This is a genomic window from Pseudomonas aylmerensis (assembly GCF_001702265.1).
GTDB lineage: Bacteria > Pseudomonadota > Gammaproteobacteria > Pseudomonadales > Pseudomonadaceae > Aquipseudomonas > Aquipseudomonas aylmerensis.
In genome coordinates, this window is the sequence record NZ_MAUE01000008.1 from 122,106 (window position 1) to 145,181 (window position 23,076).

Annotated in this window: 18 protein-coding genes and 4 tRNA genes; 7 read left to right on the plus strand and 15 right to left on the minus strand. The window is 60.4% G+C overall.

Features of this window, described 5'->3' with window-relative positions; translation table 11 throughout:
* Together BBG20_RS05860 and BBG20_RS05865 are read right to left on the minus strand one after the other, a co-directional pair.
* On the minus strand, nucleotides 1-783 hold the full coding sequence (locus BBG20_RS05860) for a DUF2242 domain-containing protein (RefSeq protein ID WP_065901151.1): 783 nt from the start codon (nucleotides 781-783) through the stop codon (nucleotides 1-3).
* Nucleotides 784-872: 89 nt separating this feature from the next.
* A complete protein-coding gene (locus BBG20_RS05865) occupies nucleotides 873-1,772 on the minus strand; it encodes a LysR family transcriptional regulator (protein WP_065901213.1) in 900 nt (299 codons plus the stop codon).
* A 119-nt stretch (nucleotides 1,773-1,891) separates the two neighbouring features.
* On the opposite strand from BBG20_RS05865, the gene BBG20_RS05870 reads away from it, so the two are divergent.
* Nucleotides 1,892-3,097: an MFS transporter gene (locus BBG20_RS05870; protein ID WP_065901154.1), complete on the plus strand. Its 1,206-nt coding sequence runs from the start codon at nucleotides 1,892-1,894 to the stop codon at nucleotides 3,095-3,097.
* Here the strand turns inward: BBG20_RS05870 and BBG20_RS05875 are convergent.
* The 11 genes from BBG20_RS05875 to BBG20_RS05925 form a co-directional block, all read right to left on the minus strand.
* A complete protein-coding gene (locus tag BBG20_RS05875) occupies nucleotides 3,044-3,568 on the minus strand; it encodes a GNAT family N-acetyltransferase (protein WP_065901158.1) in 525 nt (174 codons plus the stop codon). The genes BBG20_RS05870 and BBG20_RS05875 overlap by 54 nt on opposite strands.
* 100 nt (nucleotides 3,569-3,668) lie before the next feature.
* Nucleotides 3,669-5,543, minus strand: coding sequence for a SurA N-terminal domain-containing protein (locus tag BBG20_RS05880; protein WP_065901161.1), 1,875 nt, complete (start codon nucleotides 5,541-5,543; stop codon nucleotides 3,669-3,671).
* Nucleotides 5,544-5,774: 231 nt separating this feature from the next.
* A complete protein-coding gene (locus tag BBG20_RS31630; protein ID WP_003174819.1) occupies nucleotides 5,775-6,047 on the minus strand; it encodes an HU family DNA-binding protein in 273 nt (90 codons plus the stop codon).
* A gap of 148 nt (nucleotides 6,048-6,195) precedes the next feature.
* Nucleotides 6,196-8,592, minus strand: a complete 2,397-nt coding sequence (gene lon, locus BBG20_RS05890) for an endopeptidase La (protein WP_065901165.1) — start codon at nucleotides 8,590-8,592, stop codon at nucleotides 6,196-6,198.
* A gap of 162 nt (nucleotides 8,593-8,754) precedes the next feature.
* The gene (gene clpX / locus BBG20_RS05895; RefSeq protein ID WP_010209414.1) at nucleotides 8,755-10,038 is read right to left on the minus strand and encodes an ATP-dependent Clp protease ATP-binding subunit ClpX; all 1,284 of its coding nucleotides are present in this window, start codon (nucleotides 10,036-10,038) and stop codon (nucleotides 8,755-8,757) included.
* A 112-nt stretch (nucleotides 10,039-10,150) separates the two neighbouring features.
* Nucleotides 10,151-10,786 (minus strand): ATP-dependent Clp endopeptidase proteolytic subunit ClpP, encoded by a 636-nt coding sequence (gene clpP / locus BBG20_RS05900; RefSeq protein ID WP_065901167.1) that lies wholly within the window; start codon nucleotides 10,784-10,786, stop codon nucleotides 10,151-10,153.
* 91 nt (nucleotides 10,787-10,877) lie between these two features.
* Entirely contained in the window at nucleotides 10,878-12,188 is a 1,311-nt protein-coding gene (tig, locus tag BBG20_RS05905) for a trigger factor (protein WP_065901169.1), read from the minus strand.
* 398 nt (nucleotides 12,189-12,586) lie between these two features.
* Nucleotides 12,587-12,662, minus strand: a tRNA-His gene (locus tag BBG20_RS05910).
* A gap of 76 nt (nucleotides 12,663-12,738) precedes the next feature.
* A tRNA-Leu gene (locus tag BBG20_RS05915) sits at nucleotides 12,739-12,823 on the minus strand.
* 56 nt (nucleotides 12,824-12,879) lie between these two features.
* Nucleotides 12,880-12,955, minus strand: a tRNA-His gene (locus BBG20_RS05920).
* A 32-nt stretch (nucleotides 12,956-12,987) separates the two neighbouring features.
* A tRNA-Arg gene (locus BBG20_RS05925) sits at nucleotides 12,988-13,064 on the minus strand.
* A 275-nt stretch (nucleotides 13,065-13,339) separates the two neighbouring features.
* Between BBG20_RS05925 and folD the strand changes: the two genes are divergently transcribed.
* The gene (gene folD / locus BBG20_RS05930) at nucleotides 13,340-14,194 is read left to right on the plus strand and encodes a bifunctional methylenetetrahydrofolate dehydrogenase/methenyltetrahydrofolate cyclohydrolase FolD (protein WP_065901171.1); all 855 of its coding nucleotides are present in this window, start codon (nucleotides 13,340-13,342) and stop codon (nucleotides 14,192-14,194) included.
* Nucleotides 14,195-14,403: 209 nt separating this feature from the next.
* Nucleotides 14,404-15,327 (plus strand): D-alanyl-D-alanine endopeptidase, encoded by a 924-nt coding sequence (gene pbpG / locus BBG20_RS05935; protein ID WP_065901174.1) that lies wholly within the window; start codon nucleotides 14,404-14,406, stop codon nucleotides 15,325-15,327.
* 157 nt (nucleotides 15,328-15,484) lie between these two features.
* On the opposite strand, the gene BBG20_RS05940 is transcribed toward pbpG, so the two are convergent.
* Nucleotides 15,485-16,147 carry a C39 family peptidase gene (locus tag BBG20_RS05940; protein WP_065901177.1) on the minus strand — a complete coding sequence of 221 codons (663 nt, stop codon included), beginning with the start codon at nucleotides 16,145-16,147 and terminating at the stop codon, nucleotides 15,485-15,487.
* 211 nt (nucleotides 16,148-16,358) lie between these two features.
* On the opposite strand from BBG20_RS05940, the gene BBG20_RS32895 reads away from it, so the two are divergent.
* Nucleotides 16,359-16,520 carry a hypothetical protein gene (locus tag BBG20_RS32895; RefSeq protein WP_162946106.1) on the plus strand — a complete coding sequence of 54 codons (162 nt, stop codon included), beginning with the start codon at nucleotides 16,359-16,361 and terminating at the stop codon, nucleotides 16,518-16,520.
* On the opposite strand, the gene BBG20_RS05945 is transcribed toward BBG20_RS32895, so the two are convergent.
* On the minus strand, nucleotides 16,517-16,927 hold the full coding sequence (locus BBG20_RS05945; protein ID WP_065901180.1) for a PA0061/PA0062 family lipoprotein: 411 nt from the start codon (nucleotides 16,925-16,927) through the stop codon (nucleotides 16,517-16,519). The two genes, BBG20_RS32895 and BBG20_RS05945, sit on opposite strands and share 4 nt — an antisense overlap.
* A 219-nt stretch (nucleotides 16,928-17,146) precedes the next feature.
* Here BBG20_RS05945 and BBG20_RS05950 point away from each other — a divergent pair, with 219 nt between their 5' ends.
* The 3 genes from BBG20_RS05950 to BBG20_RS05960 are packed head-to-tail and all read left to right on the plus strand — an operon-like array spanning nucleotide 17,147 to nucleotide 22,929.
* Nucleotides 17,147-20,368, plus strand: a complete 3,222-nt coding sequence (locus tag BBG20_RS05950) for an efflux RND transporter permease subunit (RefSeq protein ID WP_065901183.1) — start codon at nucleotides 17,147-17,149, stop codon at nucleotides 20,366-20,368.
* Nucleotides 20,358-21,527, plus strand: coding sequence for an efflux RND transporter periplasmic adaptor subunit (locus BBG20_RS05955; RefSeq protein ID WP_065901186.1), 1,170 nt, complete (start codon nucleotides 20,358-20,360; stop codon nucleotides 21,525-21,527). The genes BBG20_RS05950 and BBG20_RS05955 overlap by 11 nt, the downstream gene beginning before the upstream one ends.
* The gene (locus tag BBG20_RS05960) at nucleotides 21,511-22,929 is read left to right on the plus strand and encodes an efflux transporter outer membrane subunit (RefSeq protein WP_065901189.1); all 1,419 of its coding nucleotides are present in this window, start codon (nucleotides 21,511-21,513) and stop codon (nucleotides 22,927-22,929) included. Before BBG20_RS05955 ends, BBG20_RS05960 begins: the two co-directional genes overlap by 17 nt.
* Nucleotides 22,930-23,076: the final 147 nt, after the last annotated feature.

Consider the following 23,076-nt stretch of genomic DNA (forward strand, 5'->3'; position numbering starts at 1 on the left):
TTACTGCGCGGGCGTCGGCAGAGGAGGAATCGCCTCTGTCGGCGGCGGCAGGTCGGGGGTAGTCGCTGCGGGTGCAGGTTCGGCCTGCGGCGCAATCGGTGCAGCCTCGGGAGCCGGCACCACCGGCTCAGAGGCCGCTGGCACAGCCGGTTCTTCCTTCGGCGCCTCGACCTTTTCGGCGGCTGGCGGTGTCTTGGGTTCCGGCACACCGAGGTCAGCCTTGGGCTTCTCGGGAATATGCTCGGCCTTCTTCACTTCCTGCGGCAGGAACACGTCCACCAGCGCAAAGTAACGGTCGTAGAACTTCGGCGCAGAGACTGTCTCGCTCGCGACCTTGACCATCGAGTCATCGGTGGAGCCGATTGGCATCGACACCGACCCCAACACTCCCACACCCAGGCTCGCGGAGTTGTTGACCTTCTTCAGCGCATAGCGATCCTGCAAGGCATTGGCGAACATCGTCGAGTGGTTGTTGCCTTTGCCATCATCGGCGCACACCACGTTGAAGCTGATCTGCAGATGGGTCTCGCCGGTCTGCTGGAAGCTCTTGTTACCGACCACCAGTTTCGGATCGTTGCTGGTGATGATGTAGCCCTGGCTCAGCAAGGCCCGGCGTGCGGCTTCGCAAGCCGCGACATCGGTGACCGGATAATCCCGGGAAAACGTACCGGAGTCGTCGAAATTCTCATGTTCATAAATAGCGGTCTTGGGTGACGAGCAGCCCGCGGCGCCCGCCAACACCAGCGCCAACCCGAGGCTACGCAAGTGAAATGATGTCGACATTGAAAATCCTGAGGAAAACAGTCCGGGCGGTATTGTGCAACAGAACGCGTGCTTGGCGCGCGCATTCCTGTCGGTAAAACGTCACAGGCCTACACGACAGCTGCCGTGGGAAAAAGCCCGGCGCACATATGATCAATAAACACGCGTAATTTTGCCGAGGCATGGCGACTTGATGGCCATAGCATCCAGAAACTGCCCCGGTGTTCGAGGTAGTCATCCAGCACCCGTTGCAGGCGTCCCTGCGCCACGGCCTGGTTGACCATGTAGTCCGGCAGGCAGGCTATGCCCAGGCCCTCGTGCACCACATGGTTGAGCGACTCGATGGTGGTGCTGACCAACGGTGTACGCAAGGTCGGCTCCGCAGTGCCCGGCGCAAGGCGCAGCGGCCAGTGCTCGAGTTTACCGGTGGCGCAGAACTTGTGGCGCAGGCAGGCATGTTCGCTCAGGTGGTGGGGCTGCAGCGGCGTGCCATGCTGCTGGAAGTAAGCCGGGGTGCCCACCAGCACCAATTGGTAATACCCCAGGTGACGCGCCATCAAGCGCGAATCTTCCGGCTTGCCGGTGCGAATCACCGCATCGAACCCTTCCTCGATCACGTCCACCATGCGGTCGGAAAAATCCACATCCAGCTCGATGTCCGGATAGGCGCGCATGAAGTCGCTGAGCACCGGCATCAACAGGCCCCGCACTTGCGGCACGCTGATGCGCAGCTTGCCGCGCGGCGTTGCGCTGGCCTCGGTCAGCTCGCGCTCGGCGGCCTCCACCTCGGCAAGAATGCGCCGTGATCGCTCCAGAAACAGCGAGCCTTCGCTGGTCAAGGTGATACTGCGGGTGCTGCGATGAAACAGCCGCACGCCGAGGCGTTCCTCCATGCGTGCAATGCTTTTGCCCACTGCTGAAGAGGACACCCCCAGCACGCGACCGGCGGCGGTGAAACTGCGCGTTTCCGCCACCTGCACGAAAACCGAGAGGCTGCCCAAGCTGTCCATGATCATGCCCTTTTTGATTGCGGACGCCTGAGTCCGATAAGTTCGGAACCTTAGCCTGTTTTTCCGACGTGCACAGCCCCCTACTCTGCTGCCTTGCCCTTTTGCATGGATAGAGTTTGATGACCGCACTCACCGATTCCCCACCCGTTACCCAGCGTGACGCACTGCCGCTCGGCGGTTTGCTCGCATTGGCCTCGGCCGGTTTTATCACCATCCTCACCGAAGCCATGCCCGCCGGGCTCCTGCCGCAGATGGGCGAAGGCCTCGGCGTGTCGCCCGCGCTGGTCGGCCAATTGGTCACGCTCTACGCCTTGGGCTCGTTGCTGGCGGCCATCCCGCTCACGCTGCTGACCCGCGGCTGGCGGCGACGGCCATTGCTGCTGATTGCCATCGGTGGCTTTGCCCTGGTCAACAGCGTGACCGCGCTGTCCAGCCATTACGGACTGACGCTGGTAGCGCGTTTTTTTGCCGGGGTCTTCGCAGGGCTGCTCTGGGCACTGCTGGCCGGTTATGCCAGCCGGATGGTTGCCCCGCACCTGCAAGGCCGGGCCATCGCGATCGCGATGCTGGGCGCACCATTGGCCCTGTCCCTGGGCGTACCGGCCGGTACCCTGCTCGGCACGCTAGTCGGCTGGCGCCTGAGTTTTGCGATCATGACCGGGCTGACGCTGGTGTTGCTGGTGTGGGCGCGCTGGCAGCTTCCGGACTTTGCCGGCCAACCCGCACAGCAGCGCCTGGGCCTGCGCCAGGTACTCAGGTTACCCGGCATTCGTCCGGTGCTGTGGGTGACCTTTACCTACGTACTGGCCCACAACATTCTCTACACCTACATCGCCCCACTGTTGGTGCCGGCCGGGATTACCGCCGACGTCGACCGCGTGCTGCTGGTGTTTGGTTTGGCGGCATTGCTGAGCATCTGGCTGGCTGGAGTGCTGATTGACCAGTGGTTGCGCACACTGCTGCTGATCAGTTGTGCGCTGTTTGGCCTGATCGCCGTGGCCCTGGCGTTCTGGATCAACGTCCCCGCCGTCATCTATATCGCAGTGGCCTTATGGGGCCTGGCGTTCGGCGGACTGCCGGCCTTGCTGCAGACCGCACTCGCCAAGTCAGCGGGAGCGTCGGCGGACGCTGCGCAATCGATGCTGGTGACCGTGTGGAACCTCGGCATAGCCGGCGGCGGCCTGGCCGGCGGCGTATTGCTGCAGGGCTGGGGCGTCTCGGCCTTTGCCTGGGCGGTGGTACTGCTGATGCTGCTGGCCCTGGCCGGCGCCTTACAGGCGGCGCCCCAGCAACTGGCCCGGCCAACCCTCCAGGTTGAAGGTTGAGATTCGCGTATAGCCGCACGACTCATAAAAACCCACCAGGTCGCCTGTGCCGCCGGCGTAGCAGTCCACCCGCAGGCGCGTGATACCGGCTGCGCGCGCCTGGTCATCGGCGAATGCCAACAGGCGCCGCCCCAGGCCGCGTACACGGGGGTCGCGCGCGGCGATCAACAATCGCACATACACCTCCGGCTCGGTCGCCGCTGGCACATAAGGCATCGGCTCGCCCAGCACCAGTGCAGCCAGGATCTGCCCCGTCGGGGCCTCTACCACCCAGGCACCCGGCAGTGCGCAGGCTTGCGACACTTGCGCGACTCGACGGGGCGAGGCCGACCAGGGCTCAGTGCCCCATTGATGGTTATTGCCCAGGCGTGCGAACCACTCAATCACCTCGTCAAACACCTGCAGCACCGCAGGAACATCCGCCTCAGTGGCGCGACGGATCACCCAGCCCTCCTGTTCCTGAATCAACACGCGTGAACCTCCTTGCTCGACGATTGCGACCCCCCAGTCTAGCGCACAAAAAAAAGCCCCCGGTCATCGCTGGCCGGGGGCTTTCTTATTCAAACCGCCATCAGTACTTCTTGATGTCGGCCTTGGTTTCCAACTGCTTGCGGTACGCCGCGAAGTCCTGCTGGCCGACACGGGAAGCGAGGAAGCGGCGGTATTGCGCTTTTTCTTCTTCCGATGGGGCTGCGGCTTCATTGACGCCGTTCAAGCGCACGATCACCAGGCTACCGTCAGCCAGGGTCACGGTGGTAAAGGTCGGCTTGTCCTTGGCCGCAGGCTTGGGCATGCGGAACAGGGCTTGCAGCACGGCCGGGTCAATCGCTTCCTGGCTACGGGTAGCCGCTTCAGTGACTTTCCAGGCCTGACCATCGATCGGTTGGTTCAGCGGGGTCTTGCCATCACGCAGGCTGGCGATCAACTCGTCGGCATGCGTCTTGGCAGCGGCGCTGGCGCGCTCCTTGATCATCTGTGCACGGATCGGCGCAGCAACGCTTTCCAGCGGCAGTTGCGCAGGTTTGCGGTGCTCCTTGGCACGCAGCACGATGATGGTTTCCGGGTCGAGTTCGATGGCGCTGCTGTTGGCACCTTCATCCAGGACTTCCGGGCTGAACGCAGCGGTGACCACGGCACGGTTGGCCGCAACGCCTTCGCCACCTTCACGGCCAAACGGCGCGGAGGTGTGCACAGTCAGCTTCAGGTCGGACGCTGGCTGGGCCAGGTCAGAGGCTTCGAATGCCGCATCTTCCAACTGCTTGGTCGCTTCGACAAAACGCTGCTCGACCTGCTGGGTCTTGAGCTCGCGGGTCAGCTTGTCCTTCAGGCTGGCGAACGTCGGCACTTGCGGTGCTTCAACGCCCAACAACTTGATCAAGTGCCAACCGAAGGTGCTGCGCACCGGCGCCGAGACCTGGTCCTTGTTCAACGCGTACAAGGCGGTTTCGAAGTCCGGGTCGTAGACGCCAGGGCCGGCAAAGCCGAGGTCGCCGCCATTGTTGGCCGAACCTGGATCCTGGGAGTACTCCTTGGCCAGGGCTTCGAACGACTCGCCCTTGGCCAGGCGCGCCTGGATTTCCTCGATCTTGGCCTTGGCTTGCGCGTCGGTGACCTTGTCGTTGACTTCAATCAGGATGTGCGCCGCACGACGCTGTTCAGCGAGGTTGGCGGTTTCTTTCTGATAGGCCGCCTGCAACTCCTCGTCCTTGACCGCAACCTGGTCGAAGAAGGACGACTTCTTCAACTCCAGATAGTCGATGACCACCTGGTCCGGGGTCATGAACTCCTTGGCGTGCTGGTCGTAGTAAGCCTTGACCTCGTCGTCGGTGAGTTTCACCGCGCCAGGGTTGGCCTTGATGTTGACGGTGGCGAAATCGCGGGTCTGCTTCTCCAGACGGGCAAAAGCGTTCACCTCGGCGTCGGTCACGAAACCGCTGCCGGCGATGCCTGCACGAACCTGGCCGATGAGCATTTCCTGGGTCAGCATCTGACGGAACTGCAGTCGGCTGTAGCCCAGTTGACGGATCACCTGGTCAAAGCGTTCGGCACTGAACTTGCCGTCCACCTGGAATTCCGGTGTCTGCAGGATGACCTGGTCCAGTGCTGCTTCAGAGAAGCCGAACTTGGAATCAGCCGCGCCTTGCAGCAGCAGCTTGCGATCGATCAGGCCCTTGAGGGCGGCGTCGCGCAGCAGTTTTTCGTCGAGCAGCGAAGCATCGAAATCCTTGCCCAGCTGTTGCATCAGCTGGCGACGTTGCATGTCGACAGCCTGGCTCAGTTCGGTCTGGGTGATTTCTTCACCGTTGACCTTGGCCACGTCCTGCTTGGTGTTGGTCGAAGCCTGAAAAATAGCCTCGATACCGGTGAACGCCATCAAAGCGACGATGATCCCGATAATGGTCTTGGCAATCCAGCCTTGTGAATTGTCCCTGATATTTTGCAGCATGCGTCCCCCAGAAACGGTTGAACTTCAAAAATTGGCAACCGTGGAGCGTGGGTAGAGTCCGGATAGAAGAAAGGCGCATCCGAGGATGCGCCTTCTCGTAACTGGCGGAGCGGACGGGGGTTTGAACCCACACCCCCGGCGTGGCGACCCGATGGATACGTGGGTCAGCTGCCGCTCCGCTGCCAGGCCAGACCTGCGTCCGACCCGGGTAGGCAAAGGCTTGATCGAAGCTTAGTTAACGGCTTCTTTCAGGGCTTTACCGGCTTTGAAACCTGGTTTCTTGGCAGCAGCGATTTGCAGTGCTTTGCCAGTCTGTGGGTTACGGCCAGTGCGAGCTGGGCGGTCAGTCACAGAGAAAGTACCGAAGCCTACCAGTACTACGGAGTCGCCGGCCTTCAGAGCGCCAGTGACGGATTCGATTACTGCATCCAGCGCACGGCCAGCAGCAGCTTTCGGGATATCAGCGGATGCAGCGATAGCATCAATCAGTTCCGACTTGTTCACTCTAAGTCCCCTTATATATCTATTGAGTATGATTCTAAGTTTTTTGGTGAAAGCAAAAACCAGTGCTGAATGGCCTACAGACACTTAAGAGCCGCTTTATAACAAGGGCTCTAAAAAGCTGTCAAGGAAGCCCCCAGGCTTCAACACATTAATGCGTGCTAATTCTTTCCTTGGAATCAGACTCGCGCTTTTCGTCCTTAGCGACTATCTCCGGAGCCACATCCGGCAAGGGCTCCGGCGCGTATTGCAGCGCAATTTGCAGGACCTCGTCAATCCATTTAACCGGTTTAATCTGAAGATCCTGCTTGATGTTGTCAGGAATTTCCTTCAGATCGCGAACATTCTCTTCAGGAATGATCACGGTCTTGATTCCACCCCGGTGCGCAGCGAGTAATTTCTCTTTCAAACCACCGATAGCCAATACCTGGCCACGCAGGGTAATTTCCCCGGTCATGGCGACATCGGCGCGCACCGGAATACCGGTCAATGCCGACACCAGGGCCGTGCACATGCCTACGCCTGCGCTAGGGCCGTCTTTGGGCGTAGCCCCTTCCGGCATGTGGATGTGGGTGTCGTGCTTCTCGTGGAAGTCCAGGGGGATCCCCAGGCTCCTTGCGCGGCTGCGCACCACGGTCTGCGCGGCGGTAATCGATTCGACCATCACATCGCCCAGCGAACCGGTCTTGATCAACTGGCCCTTGCCCGGGATCACTGCTGCTTCAATGGTCAGCAATTCGCCGCCCACCTGGGTCCACGCCAGGCCAGTCACCTGCCCTACCTGGTCCTGCTGCTCGGCCAGGCCGTAGCGGAATTTACGCACACCCAGGAAGTGCTCCAGGGAGTCGGCCGTGACCTTCACCGAGAAGCGTTTTTCCAGCGCATGTTCCTTGACTGCCTTGCGGCAGATCTTCGCGATCTGGCGCTCAAGGCCGCGCACACCTGCCTCGCGGGTGTAGTAACGAACGATGTCGCGGATCGTCTCGACCTCGAATTCGATCTCGCCCTTCTTCAGGCCGTTGGCCGAAATCTGCTTGGGCGCGAGGTATTTGACGGCGATGTTGATCTTCTCGTCTTCGGTGTAACCCGGCAGACGAATCACCTCCATCCGGTCCAGCAGCGCTGGCGGGATATTCATCGAGTTGGAGGTGCACAGGAACATCACGTCGGAAAGGTCGTAGTCGACTTCCAGGTAATGGTCGTTGAAATTGTGGTTCTGCTCGGGGTCGAGCACTTCGAGCAATGCCGAGGCCGGATCGCCGCGCATGTCGCTGCCCATCTTGTCGATTTCATCGAGCAGGAACAGCGGGTTGCGCACGCCCACTTTCGTCATCTTTTGAATCAATCTTCCTGGCATCGAACCGATGTAGGTACGGCGATGACCACGGATTTCCGCTTCGTCACGCACGCCACCGAGGGCCATGCGCACGAATTTACGGTTGGTGGCATTGGCAATGGACTCGGCCAGGGAGGTTTTACCCACACCAGGCGGCCCTACCAGGCACAGTACCGGGCCACGAATCTTCTTCACGCGCTTTTGCACGGCGAGGTATTCGAGGATGCGCTCTTTGACTTCTTCGAGGCCGTAGTGGTCGGCATCCAGGATGTCCTCGGCGCGCGCCAGGTCCAGGCGTACCTTGGTCTGGGCCTTCCACGGCACTTGCACCAGCCAGTCGATGTAGGAGCGAACCACAGTGGCTTCAGCGGACATCGGCGACATTTGCTTGAGCTTGTTCAGCTCGGCATTGGCCTTGGTCAGCGCGTCTTTCGGCAGGCCGGCGGCATCGATGCGCTTTTTCAGCTCTTCGATTTCGTTGTGGCCTTCCTCGCTGTCGCCGAGCTCCTTCTGAATGGCCTTCATCTGCTCATTCAGGTAGTACTCGCGCTGGCTGCGCTCCATTTGTTTCTTCACACGACCACGGATGCGCTTCTCAACCTGCAGCAGGTCGATTTCGGCATCCAGCAGCGCCAGCACGTGTTCGACACGGGCCGGCAGGTCGATGATTTCGAGAATGTCCTGCTTCTGCTCGATCTTCAGTGCCATGTGCGCAGCCATGGTGTCGACCAGGCGGCTTGGCTCATCGATGCTGTTAAGCGAAGACAGCACTTCAGCCGGGACTTTCTTGCCCAGCTGCACATACTGCTCGAACTGCGAGAGCAGGCTGCGGACAAAGACTTCGGATTCGCGCTCAGGGGCTTCGACTTCGTCGATCAGCGCCACTTCGGCGCGCAGGTGGCCGTCCACCTCCATGAAGCGCTCGACCGCACCGCGTTGCTCGCCTTCGACCAACACCTTGACGGTGCCATCGGGTAGTTTGAGCAGTTGCAGTACGGTGGCAATGGTACCGACGCGATACAGGGCATCTTCGCCAGGATCATCATCGGCAGGATTTCTCTGGGCCAACAGCAGGATCTGCTTGTCGCCCGTCATCGCGGCCTCGAGGGCTTCGATAGACTTCTCGCGCCCCACGAACAGCGGGATAACCATGTGCGGATAGACGACGACATCACGCAACGGCAGGAGAGGCAATTCGATGGTTGTCTTCATGATTTCGCCTCTATGACAGTTGAAAAGTAAGCTTGAAACCAAGATGGGGGCTGCGTGTAAAAAAAACAAGCTCAATGCTGGCAGTTACACGCAGTAAAAAATCTTCATGAAAAACAAAGGGGCCCCTAAAGGCCCCTTGTTTGTACCGAAACTGCGAAACGCTTACGCGTCTGGCGCAGCCTTGGCAGCCGGCTCACTGTTTTCGTAGATATACAGTGGCTTGGACTTGCCTTCTATAACGCTTTCATCGATCACCACTTTACTCACCTCGGACTGCGAGGGGATTTCGTACATGGTGTCGAGCAACACGCCTTCGAGAATCGAGCGCAGGCCACGTGCACCGGTCTTGCGCTCCAGTGCCCGCTTGGCCACCGATTTGAGCGCGTCGGTACGGAACTCGAGGTCTACACCTTCCATTTCGAACAGCTTCGCGTATTGCTTGGTCAGGGCGTTCTTCGGCTCGGTGAGGATCTGAATCAGAGCAGCCTCATCCAGCTCGTCCAACGTGGCCAGGACTGGCAGACGGCCGACGAATTCCGGGATCAGACCGAACTTGACCAAATCGTCAGGCTCGACTTCACGCAGGGACTCGCCCACTTTCTTGCCTTCTTCCTTGCTGCGCACTTCTGCACTGAAACCGATACCGCCACGGGTGGAACGCTGCTGGATAACCTTCTCCAGACCCGAGAACGCACCGCCACAGATGAACAGGATGTTGCGCGTATCAACCTGGAGGAATTCCTGCTGCGGGTGCTTGCGGCCACCTTGTGGCGGTACGGAAGCGACCGTGCCTTCAATCAGTTTCAACAGGGCCTGCTGCACGCCTTCACCGGAAACATCCCGGGTGATCGACGGGTTGTCGGACTTGCGCGAGATCTTGTCGATTTCGTCGATGTAGACGATACCCATCTGGGCTTTCTCTACGTCGTAGTCACATTTCTGCAGCAGTTTCTGAATGATGTTCTCGACGTCCTCACCCACGTAGCCAGCCTCGGTGAGGGTGGTTGCGTCGGCGATGGTGAACGGAACGTTCAGCAGGCGAGCGAGGGTTTCTGCAAGCAGGGTCTTACCCGAGCCTGTAGGACCGATCAGCAAGATGTTGCTCTTGCCGAGTTCGACTTCGTCGCCTTTCTTGTCACGCTGGTTCAAGCGCTTGTAGTGGTTGTACACCGCTACGGCCAAAACCTTCTTTGCACGCTCTTGACCGATGACATACTGGTCAAGGATGCCGCTGATTTCTTTAGGCGAAGGCAATTTATGCGCGCTGCTTTCGGCCTGTGCTTCCTGCACCTCCTCACGGATGATGTCATTGCACAGGTCGACGCACTCGTCGCAGATAAAGACCGAGGGGCCGGCAATCAATTTGCGTACTTCATGCTGGCTTTTGCCACAGAAGGAGCAATAGAGCAGCTTGCCGTTGTCCTCGCCGTTGCGGGTGTCAGTCATTCGTTCGATCCAAATCCGATAGGCTTGCAACACAAGATGAAGGCTTATGCGGGCTTTTTCAAGCCCGCCGATGATCGGACATGCCGACCAGCCCTATTTTGAGCGGCTTATATTAAGCGGGGCGCTTTTCGATCACTGCGTCGATCAACCCGTAATCACGCGCGACTTCGGCGCTCATGAAGTTGTCGCGGTTGGTGTCGCGCTCGATTTCTTCCAGGGTGCGCCCGCTGTGCTTGGCCATCAGCGTGTTGAGACGCTCGCGGATGAAGAGGATTTCCTTGGCGTGGATTTCGATGTCCGACGCCTGGCCCTGGAAACCGCCCAGTGGCTGGTGAATCATCACGCGCGAGTTCGGCAGGCAGAAACGCTTGCCGTGGGCGCCTGCGGTGAGCAGGAACGCACCCATGCTGCAGGCCTGGCCGATGCAAGTGGTCGATACATTCGGCTTGATGAACTGCATGGTGTCGTAGATCGACATGCCCGCCGTCACCGAACCGCCAGGTGAGTTGATGTAGAGATGGATGTCCTTGTCCGGATTTTCCGCTTCAAGGAACAGCAGTTGCGCACAGATCAGGTTGGCCATGTAGTCCTCTACCGGGCCCACCAGAAAGATCACTCGCTCCTTGAGCAGGCGCGAGTAGATGTCGTAGGCGCGTTCGCCACGAGCGGACTGCTCGACAACCATCGGGACCAGGCCGCCTGCGGCCTGGATATCAGAGTTCTGCTGAATATAGGAATTACGGAACATGCTCTGCAGTTACTCCCAAATAGTCATGTCTTGAAAACGCATAAGCCAGCGCGAGGCTGGCTTATGGTTGAATTTCCAACGAGTTGGACAATCAGTCGGCTTGTGCTGCTTCCGCCGGTTTGACTGCTTCTTCGTAAGAGACCGCTTTGTCGGTCACCTTAGCCTTCTGCAGAACAGTATCCACAACTTGTTCTTCCAGCACAACCGAACGTACTTCGTTCAGCTGCTGGTCGTTCTTGTAGTACCAAGCCACGACCTGCTCAGGCTCCTGGTAGGCCGAAGCCATTTCCTGGATCATTTCACGAACGCGATCTTCGTCAGGCTTGAGGTCGAACTGCTTGACCACTTCAGCCACGATCAGGCCCAGCACGACGCGGCGCTTGGCTTGTTCTTCGAACAGCTCGGCCGGCAGTTGGTCAGGCTTGATGTTGCCACCGAACTGCTGCACAGCTTGCACGCGCAGGCGGTCCACTTCGTTGGACAGCAGGGCCTTAGGCACTTCGATCGGGTTGGCGGCCAGCAGACCGTCCATGACCTGGTTCTTGACCTTGGACTTGATGGCCTGGCGCAGTTCGCGCTCCATGTTCTTGCGAACTTCGGTGCGGAAGCCTTCGATGCCGGTTTCCTTGATACCGAATTGAGCGAAGAATTCTTCGTTCAGTTCTGGCAGCTTAGGCTCGGAAACGCTGTTGACGGTCACGGTGAACTCGGCGGCTTTGCCAGCCAGGTCCAGGTTCTGGTAGTCAGCCGGGAAAGTCAGGTTCAGAACGCGCTCTTCGCCCGCCTTCGCGCCAACCAGGCCGTCTTCGAAGCCAGGGATCATGCGGTTGGAACCCAGCACCAGCTGAGTACCCTTGGCGGAGCCGCCAGCGAACACTTCGCCGTCAACCTTGCCAACGAAATCGATGTTCAACTGGTCTTCGTTCTGGGCAGCACGGTCGACCACTTCGAAACGGGTGTTCTGCTTGCGCAGGATTTCCAGCATGTTGTCCAGGTCGGAATCAGCTACTTCAGCGCTCAGGCGCTCGATAGCGATACCTTCGAAACCTGCCACTTCAAACTCTGGGAACACTTCGAATACGGCAACGTATTCCAGGTCCTTGCCCGCTTCCAGGGACTTCGGCTCGATCGAAGGCGAGCCAGCCGGGTTCAGCTTTTGCTCGACAACCGCTTCATAGAAGGAAGCCTGGATCACGTCGCCTACCGCTTCCTGACGCGCATCAGCACCAAAACGGCGTTTGATTTCGCTCATTGGCACTTTGCCTGGACGGAAACCAGCGATCTTGGCCTTTTGGGCAGTCTGCTGCAGACGCTTGTTGACCGCAGTCTCGATACGCTCTGCCGGCACGGTGATGCTCAGGCGGCGCTCGAGAGCAGTAGTATTTTCAACAGAAACTTGCATGGATATTCCTCGTTGCACAGACGTTAGCCGGCCATTTCCGACCCCAATCAAGGGCATGCATTCTAGTGGGTCAAACTCAAGAAGTCACCCTACTGAGAATACGCCCGAAAACAGCCGGCAATTTATCGGTACGAAGGCACTGATGCACCTCGCCCCGGTGACAAATACAGCCCATCACGCCAGGGCTCTGCGCCGCCTCTTCTATATATAGAAGAAGTCGTCATCCATCTCCCTGACGGCCAACCCTCAAACAGGGCCAGCAGGCAGCGCGGCATCATCGAGACACATAAATACGACGAAACGCCTGCCCTTGCGACCCACTACCTGCAGCCGCCGAATATTCGAACCGCTAAAACCAAAAAAGGCGCCAGACTGTTAAATCTGGCGCCTTTCGAATATGGGGTGGACGAAGGGGATCGAACCCTCGACAACGGGAGTCACAATCCCGTGCTCTACCAACTGAGCTACGCCCACCATATTGCGTTAACAAAGAAACCAAACCACTTCTTTGTCGAGCCTTACCCACCTGACGGAGGGACAAAGCTTTTATTGGTGCGGATGAAGAGACTCGAACTCTTACGCCTCGCGGCGCTGGAACCTAAATCCAGTGTGTCTACCAATTCCACCACATCCGCGCTTGAAGCTCTTAAAGCAAAGGCGCCAGATGATTAATCTGGCGCCTTTCAAAATATGGGGTGGACGAAGGGGATCGAACCCTCGACAACGGGAGTCACAATCCCGTGCTCTACCAACTGAGCTACGCCCACCATATAGCGCTACTTGTGCCAAAGCTGCCTAATGGCGCACCCGGCAGGACTCGAACCTGCGACCATCCGCTTAGAAGGCGGATGCTCTATCCAGCTGAGCTACGGGCGCCTGATTAATCTGTACTCTATAAGGACTACAAACTAAGTGCTTCCAGCCTTGCAGAACAACAATCCTGCTCGACCTTCTTAACCAGTGCTAGGCTGTGCCCGACAAGTGCGACGAATAGTATAGAGGGTCCTTAAACCCGTCAAATCTTTTTTGAAAAAAATTCATTTTATTTAAGGGGTTAGGCCAATTTGCAGACCAAGCGCCTTTGCCCTCACGGCTTGGCATGCGAGAATGCGCGCACTTTTCTTCCCCCTCTCGATGGTTAATCACGCGTAATGACTGCACAACTTATCGACGGCAAATCAATCGCCGCCAGCCTGCGCCAGCAGATCGCCAAACGAGTCACCGAGCGTAGCCAGCAAGGCCTGCGCACGCCTGGCCTCGCGGTGATCCTGGTCGGCAGCGATCCTGCCTCTCAGGTTTATGTCTCGCACAAGCGTAAAGACTGTGAAGAGGTCGGCTTTATCTCCAAGGCCTACGACCTGCCTGCCGACACCTCCCAGCAGGCGCTTACCGACCTGATCGACGGTCTCAACGATGACCCGAGCATCGACGGCATCCTGCTGCAACTGCCGCTGCCTGAGCATCTGGACGCCTCCAAATTGCTCGAGCGCATTCGCCCGGACAAGGACGTCGACGGTTTCCACCCGTATAACGTCGGCCGCCTGGCCCAGCGCATCCCGTTGCTGCGCCCGTGCACACCCAAAGGCATCATGACACTGCTGGAAAGCACCGGTGTCGACCTCTATGGTCTCGACGCCGTCATCGTCGGCGCCTCCAACATCGTTGGCCGCCCAATGGCGATGGAGCTGCTGCTGGCCGGCTGCACCGTCACCGTCACCCACCGCTTCACCAAGGACCTTGCCGGCCACGTCGGCCGCGCGGACCTGGTCGTGGTCGCTGCCGGCAAGCCGGGCCTGGTCAAGGGCGAGTGGATCAAGGAAGGCGCGATCGTCATCGACGTCGGCATCAACCGCCAGGAAGACGGCAAGCTGGTCGGCGACGTAGTCTACGAGACCGCCCTGCCCCGCGCCGGCTGGATTACGCCGGTCCCCGGCGGCGTTGGCCCGATGACCCGAGCCTGCCTGCTGGAAAACACCCTGTACGCGGCAGAGTCGCTGCACGACTAATAACCAGCCGTGCTGAAAAAGCCCTGCCTTATCGCAGGGCTTTTTATTGCCCGCAATAAAACCTGTTTTTTCTTTGTTTTTAAGTACTTTCGTCTGGTTTTAGAAGAACATTCGACAGTCTCTCGTCCATACTCCTAAAATGTAACGGCATTTGTCATATAACCCGTTCCAGAACGGTATTTCCTTACTTTTTTAGCGAGTTCATCCGCGTGAAAATTCGTCTTTCTATCGTCAGCCTATTGTTTGCGTTCACAGGCACCTTCGCGCACGCCGCCGAAACCACCCAGGCCCCGCGTGATACGTCCAAACTGCAAATTGCTTCCGGCAGCGCCATGCTGGTGGATCTGCAGACCAACAAGGTCATCTATTCCAGCAACCCCGACGTGGTGGTGCCCATCGCCTCGGTGAGCAAGCTGATGACCGGCCTGATCGTGCTTGAAGCCAAGCAGAACATGGATGAATACATCGACATCAACATCACCGACACTCCGGAGATGAAAGGTGTCTTCTCGCGCGTGAAGATCGGCAGCCAGATGCCGCGCAAGGAGATGCTGCTGATTGCCCTGATGTCCTCTGAAAACCGCGCGGCCGCGAGCCTGGCGCATCACTATCCGGGCGGCTACGCGGCCTTTATTGCCGCCATGAACGCCAAGGCCAAGGCCCTGGGCATGACCAGCACCCACTACGTCGAGCCGACGGGCCTGTCGATTCATAACGTGTCGACCGCCCGCGACCTCAGCAAGCTGTTGGCGTATGCGCGCAAATTCCCGATGCTCAGCCAGCTGAGCACCACCAAGGAAAAGACCGTAGCGTTCCGCAAGCCCAACTACACCCTCGGTTTCTCCAACACCGACCACTTGATCAACCGCGCCAACTGGGACATCAAGCTGACCAAGACCGGCTTCACCAACCAGGCCGGCCACTGCCTGGTGCTGGTGACCAGCATGGGTAACCGCCCGGTATCGCTGGTGATCCTGGATGCCTTCGGCAAATTCACCCACTTCGCCGATGCCAGCCGTATCCGCAATTGGGTCGAGACCGGCAAGAGCGGCTCGGTGCCGGACGTGGCACTGCGCTACAAGGCGGACAAAAACCTCAAGAACCGTCCGAACGCGGCAGAAGCCAGTCGTTGACCGCACCTTGATGTGAGCGCTGGCTTGTGTGGGCTGGCTTGTGTGGGAGCTGGCTTGCCTGCGATAGCATCACCGCAGTGTCACTGCTCCCCCTCAGTGCCCGCATCGCGGGCACGCCCGACTCCCACGCAAGCCGGTTCTCACTGAATGTCTGTGGTTACTTTTTTTCCGCCAACACCTTGAGCGCCTGCGCCGCGGCCTGCTCCTGCCCGGCCTGGGCCGTGGCGTTGGCAGCATCTCGCCAGCGCTGAGCGTCGACATTCGCCGGTAACTGGCTTGGGCGCTGGGTGAGGATTGCCCACTGCCCGGCGCTGCTCCACTTCGATTCAAAATCGCTGAAGCTCATCAACAGCCGCCGGTCCATGCCTGAGCGCAGCAGTATCGTGCTCTTCTGCTGGTTGAACCCGACCACGACCACGTAGTGCGCGTCAGACCACAGCCCGCCGCCAATGCGCGCCATCACCGGGTAACCCGCCGCCACCTGCGCCAGCACCGCCGTCAGCTTGGCATCCAACGGGTACACCATCAGCCCGTACTCACGCGCCAGTACCTGCATGTTGCGTTCAAGGTCGGCTTCACCGCCCGGCAAGTGCAGCGGCTTATCCAGCAAGCCCGGTGTCATGACAATGCCTTGTTGCGACAGCATGCTGGCTAAAGCCGTAGGACCGCTCTGATAAGCCTCGCTGCGAAATGTCGGCACGCCATTGAGTTCGACACGCTCGGGCAGGCCCGGCAATTTCGATGGGTGGCTGGAACAGGCCGCAAGCCCTATGGCAACAGCCAGCAACAAAGAGGTTTTAACGTTCGAGCGTAACCGCAATTTTTTACTCTCTTGATCAATGGCCGTTGAAGGCCCTGATCATAGGACGCTCTGCCACACGGGTATAGCCCACAGGCGCAGTAAAGGGTCAGTGATAGAGCAAAGAAGTTGGTTGGACACGACCATTGGTCAATAGCAGGCAACCGCCAGATAGCTAGACTGTCCATTGAGAAGACTGTGTGTGCCCCCTGAGGGGCGAAAGGAGGCCCGAATGAGCCTTGCAACGACGATTTTCCTGTTGATCTGCGGTTGGCTGGCGGTAGCCGGCGCCATGTTGTGGGGGGTGTTGCGCATCACCCGTCGGCACCATCACCCCCACGTCAAGCCCGCGGCGCCCGCCAAGCCTCACAAGGCCGCGGTACGCCACGCCTAGCCAGGCATGCAATTGAAGTCCTGAGTGGCGGCAACTTCCTTGCCGTGACCATCCTTGAGCGAGGCGCGCACGGTAGTGCCCAGGCTCGACTCGACCAGGGTGTAATGCTCCCCCGCCTTGAAGTTTTTATATTCGACACGCCCCTGGCAATCCTGCTGATTGTCGTCGCCTGGCTCCTCCTCGAATAACGTCACATCCAGCCGATGATCCCCCGGGGTCACCTCGAAGAAGCGTCCGTCATCCACACGCTTGCCGTCCACACGCTCGGCCATCAGGTCGTTCGGCGCTTCCTCCTTCAAACCAATCCACGCTTCGCTCGGGTCAGCCTTGGGGATCGGGCCGGCACACGCCGACAACAACAGTACGGCACCAAGGGCAGGAATCAATAACAGCGGTTTAAGTGACATGGCAGGGCTCCAAAGGACATCAGTAAAAATACGCGGCGAAAGGTGTCGCCTCCGATGGGCTACAAGCTTGGGCAGCCATCCTTTGTAGAACAAATGAATACATATGAAACGATCTTCAGCCCTTAACTAAATGTTCCTTCACCTGGCTGAAAGGTGCGTGTTAGGTGGGTCGGGCAAGACTGCCGGGGTTTGCAATCCTGCTCCTCTGGAGGTTCACGCATGCTCGGGCTGGTAAAGACCGCACTGCAAAAGCCGTACACGTTTATCGTGTTGGCCATATTCATCTGCATCATCGGGCCGATGGCGGCCCTGCGTACCCCCACTGATGTTTTCCCCGATATCGGCATCCCCGTGGTCGCCGTGGTGTGGCAGTACAACGGCCTGTCACCGGACGCCATGGCGGGCCGGGTGATCTACACCTACGAACGCTCCCTGAGCACCACCGTCAACGACATCGAACACATCGAATCGCAATCGCTGCCCGGCATGGGCATCGTCAAGATTTTCTTCCAACCGGGCGTCGACATCCGCACGGCCAACGCGCAAGTGACGGCGGTTTCACAAACCGTGCTGAAGCAGATGCCACCGGGCATCACGCCGCCGCTGATCCTCAACTACAGCGCCTCCACGGTGCCGATCCTGCAAATGGCGTTCTCCAGCCCCAGCCTCTCGGAAGCCAAGATCCGCGACCTGGTGCAGAACAACATCCGCCTGCCCTTGAGCGCCCTGCCCGGCCTCGCCATGCCCACGCCAATGGGCGGCAAGCAACGCCAGATCACCCTCGACCTCGACCCCCAGGCGCTGGCTGCCAAAGGCTTGTCGGCACAGGACGTGGGCAATGCCCTGGCGCTGCAGAACCAGATCATCCCGGTGGGCACCGCCAAGCTCGGTCCCAACGAATACACGATCCTGCTCAACAACAGTCCCAAGGCGATCGACGAGCTCAACGACCTGCCGATCAAGACTGTCGACGGCGCGCTGATTACCATCGGCCAAGTGGCCCACGTGCGTGACGGTTCGCCGCCGCAGACCAACGTCGTGCGCGTCGACGGCCACCGTGCGGTGCTGATGCCGGCGTTGAAAAACGGCAGCATCTCGACGCTGTCGATCATCGACGGCATCCGCCAGATGCTGCCGCGCATCAACGAAACCCTGCCGCCGTCGCTGAAGACTTCGCTGCTCGGTGACGCCTCGGTATTCGTCAAGCAATCGGTAGGCAGCGTGGCCCAGGAAGGCATCATCGCCGCGCTGCTGACCAGTGCGATGATCCTGCTGTTTCTCGGCAGCTGGCGTTCGACGCTGATCATCGCCGCGTCGATTCCGCTGGCGGTGCTGTCGGCCATCGCGCTGCTGGCAGTCAGCGGGCAGACCCTCAACGTGATGACCCTCGGCGGGCTGGCGTTGGCCGTGGGGATCCTGGTGGACGATGCCACGGTGACCATCGAAAACATCAACTGGCACCTGGAGCAAGGCAAGGCGGTGAAGACCGCGATTCTCGACGGCGCTGCGCAGATCGTCGGCCCGGCGTTTGTCTCGCTGCTGTGCATCTGCATCGTGTTCGTGCCGATGTTCCTGCTGCAAGGCATCGCCGGCTACCTGTTCCGGCCAATGGCGCTGGCGGTGATCTTCGCCATGGCCAGTTCGTTCATCCTCTCGCGTACCCTGGTGCCGACCCTGGCGATGTTCCTGCTCAAGCCGCACGTGCCGGAGCAAGGCGCAGGGCATCATCCGGAAGACCAATTCATCAACCACCACGAAGGTGAGCAGCACCGCAAGCCACGCAATCGCGCGCTGCAAGCGGTGTTGAATTTCCAGCAGGGATTCGAGCGTCACTTCTCGAATATCCGCGACACCTACCACGGCCTGCTGTTGTTGGCGCTGGGCAATCGCAAGCGCTTTATCGTCGGCTTCCTGGCCTGTGTGCTCGCCTCGTTCCTGTTGCTGCCAAGCCTGGGCCAGGACTTCTTCCCGGCCACCGACGCCGGCGCCCTGGCGCTGCATGTGCGCTTGCCACTGGGCACGCGCATCGAAGAAAGCGCGGCGGCCTTCGACCGGATTGAAGCGCGGATTCGTGAAGTAATCCCCGCTGAGCAACTGGACACCATCGTCGACAACATCGGCATCCCGCTGAGCGGCATCGACATGGCCTACAGCAGCAGCGGCACCATCGGCCCGCAGGATGGTGATATCCAGGTCACCTTGAAAAAGGATCACGCGCCGACCGCCGACTTCGTGAAGAAACTGCGCGAAGCCTTGCCGCAAAGTTTCCCCGGCAGCCACTTCGCTTTCCTGCCGGCGGATATCAGCAGCCAGATTCTCAACTTCGGTGCGCCGGCGCCGCTGGACGTGAAGATCTCCGGTCGCAGCGATGAAGAAAACCGCGCCTACGCCGTGGAGCTTGAGCGTCGCCTGCAACACGTACCGGGCATCGCTGACCTGCGCATCCAGCAGTCCACCGGTTACCCGTCGCTGCAGGTGAATGTTGATCGCATGCGGGCCAATGGCCTGGGCATCACCGAGCGCGACGTCACCAACAGCATGGTCGCCTCCCTCGCCGGCAGCTCGCAGACCGCGCCGACCTTCTGGCTGAACCCGGCCAATGGCGTGTCGTATTCGATCGTCGCCGCGACCCCGCAGTACCGTCTCGACAGCCTGCCGTCGCTGGAAGCCTTGCCGGTGACCGGTGCCGATGGGCAGTCGCAGATCCTCGGCGGCGTGGCGAGCATATCGCGCGTGCAAAGCCCGGCAGTGGTGACTCACTACAACATCGAACCGACCCTGGATTTGTACGCCAACGTCCAGGGCCGCGACCTCGGCGGCGTCGCCCGCGACGTGCAGAAAGTGCTGGATGACACCGCGTCCATGCGCCCCAAGGGTGCAGTGATCAGCCTGCATGGGCAGATCGACGCGCTGCATGAAGCCTTCAGCGGCCTGAGCTTCGGCCTGCTCGGCGCGGTGGTGCTGATCTACCTGCTGATCGTGGTCAACTTCCAGTCCTGGGCCGACCCGTTCGTGATCATCACCGCGTTGCCGGCGGCGCTGGCAGGGATCGTATGGATGCTGTTCCTCAGTGGCACCTCGCTGTCGGTGCCGGCCCTCACCGGCGCCATCCTGTGCATGGGCGTGGCCACCGCCAACTCGATCCTGGTGGTGAGTTTCTGCCGCGAACGCCTGGCCGAACATGGCGACGCCCTGAAGGCGGCCATGGAGGCCGGCTACACGCGCTTCAGGCCGGTGTGCATGACCGCCCTGGCGATGATCATCGGCATGTTGCCGCTGGCCATTTCCGAGGAGCAGAACGCCCCGCTCGGCCGGGCCGTGATCGGTGGCTTGATCTTCGCCACCATTGCCACTTTGTTGTTTGTTCCCGTGGTCTTCAGCCTGGTCCACGGTCGTCACCCTACTCGCGCAGCTGCTGGAGAAACCCCACATGTCGTCTGATCACAAACCCTCGCGCAAGCGTCTGATGCTCATGGGTGTCGGCGGCCTGACACTGGCCGCCCTGTTGGTCGCCAACGGCCTGCATGCCCGCACGATGCACGAACAATCGGTGACCGCGTGGACCGAAACCGCCGCCATCCCGCAAGTGATGGTGTTCCAGCCGCAGCAGAACGCGGCCGGTGACACCCTGCGCCTGCCCGCCCACCTCGACGCCTGGAGCAAGGCGCCGATCCATGCCCGGGTCAGCGGTTATTTGAAGGACTGGAAAGTCGACATCGGCAGCCAGGTCAAGGCCGGGCAAGTCCTCGCCGAAATCGACAGCCCCGACCTCGACCAGCAATTGGCCCAGACCCACGCCCGCCTGATCCAGGAACAAGCCAACGCACGCCTGGCAGAAACCACCGCCACGCGCTGGCAAAACCTGTTGGCGAGCCACTCGGTGTCGCGCCAGGAGGCCGATGAAAAATCCTCCAACGCCGCGGCGGCCAAAGCCAACGCCGAGGCGGCTGCGGCCGATTTCGCTCGGCTGTCGGCCCTGGAAAGCTACAAGACCATCCGCGCGCCGTTTGCCGGCACCATCACCGCCCGCAATACCGATATCGGCCAATTGATCAAGGCCGATACCGACAGCGATCCGGAGCTGTTCAACATCGCCGACACCCACCAATTGCGCCTCTACGTGCCGGTGCCGCAGAACTACGCGGCGGTCATCCACCCCGGACTCGAAGCCGAACTGACGGTGCCCGAGCACCCTGGCGAGCACTTCAAGGCGCGCCTGATCGGTGACTCCACCGCCATCGACCGTCGCTCCGGCACGCTGCTCGCGCAGTTCGTCGCCGACAACCCCAACGGCGAATTGCTGCCCGGTGACTACGCCGAAGCCACCTTGCCGATTCCAGCGGATACCCATGGTGTGAGCATCCCGGCCAGCGCGCTGATCTTCCGCGCCCAAGGCACCCAGGTGGCGGTGCTGGACGCACAGAACCACGTGCACTTGCAGGACATCCACATCGGCCTCGACCTCGGCGAACGGCTGGTGATCGATCAAGGCCTGAAACCCGCCGACCGCATCGTCGACAACCCGCCCGACGCCCTGCGCGAAGGCGACCCGGTGCAACTCGCCGATGCCTCCGGAGGTGCGCATGCGCCCAAGGCTTAAGCCCCTCGCGGCCCTGATGCTGCTGGCGTTGCAAGGTTGCTCGATGGCGCCCACCTACACAGTGCCCACGGTGGACCTGCCGGCCGGCTACCGCGAACAGACCAGCGAGGGCCCGTGGCACAGCGCGCAACCGTCCGATCAATTGGCTCCCGAATGGTGGAAACTCTACAACGATGCACGCCTGGATGGCCTGCAACAGCAACTGCTCAAGGCCAACCCGGACCTGGCGGCAGCGCTGGCGCACTTCGATGCGTCCCAGGCGTATGCCAGCCAACTGCATGCGGGGCTGTTGCCGCAGATCACCGCGAGTGCGCAGCCGTTGCGCCAGCGTCAATCCGACTCGCGACCACTGCGCGGCGACACGCAGCCTTCGGTGTACAACAGCAACACGGCAGGATTTTCCCTGAGCTACGACCTCGACCTATGGGGCAAGATCCGCAACCAGGTCGCGGCTGGTGATGCCCAGGCGCAAGCCTCCGGCGATGACCTCGCGGTGGCGCGGCTGAGCCTGCAACATCAACTCGCGAGCCTGTATGTGCAGCTCAATGGGCTGGATGCACAGAGCCGGATTCTCAACAGCTCGCTGGAGGATTTCAGCCAGGCCCTGCAACTGACGCGCAGTCGTTATGAGGGGCAGATCGCCTCCGAGCTCGACCTGACCCGCGCGCAGAATCAACTGGCTGAAGCCAAGGCGCAGCTGGATGAAGTGCGCGGGCAACGCAACCTCACCGAGCATGCCATCGGGGAGTTGGTGGGGGTGGCGGCCAGCAACTTCACGTTGCCGCCCAGCCAGCAGTTGATTGCCCTGCCGGGGATCCCGTCGCAGCTGCCGAGCCACCTGCTGCAACGGCGTCCGGACATCGCGGCGGCAGAACGCCGGGTGTTCGCCGCCAACGCGAATATCGGCGTGGCCAAGGCAGCGTGGTACCCGGATTTCAGTTTGACCGGGCTGATCGGCGGCCAGACGCAAGGGGTTGGCAACCTGCTGTCCGCTGGCAATAGGTATTGGGCGCTGGGGCCGCTGGTGAATCTGCCGATCTTTGATGGCGGACGCCTGAGCGCCAATGAACGCCAGGCCAAGGCCGAGTTTGAAGAGGCCTCGGCGCAGTACCGCAGCCATGTATTGAAAGCCGTGCGCGAGGTGGAGGACAACCTCGCGCAACTGCGGGATTTGCAGCAGGAAGCACAGGATGAGCAAGCGGCGGCAGATGCGGCGCAGCATACCCAGGCCCTGGCAATGAACAGCTATCAGGCGGGGGCGGTGAGCTACCTGGATGTGGTGACCGCGCAGACGGCGGCGTTGCAGGCACAGCGGACATTGCAAGCGGTGCAGACGCGGCAGTTGCAGGCGAGCGTGGGATTGGTGACCGCGTTAGGCGGTGGCTGGCAACCCGGCGCCTGAGCCGTGATCGCTTCCCTGTGGTGAGCAGAACTGCCCTGTGTTGCCTGTGGTGAGCAGGCTTGCCCTGCATTGCCTGTGGTGAGCAGGCTTGCCCTGCGTTGGGCTGCGAAGCGGCCCCCAATCCGGACATGAGTTCTTTCAGCAAGA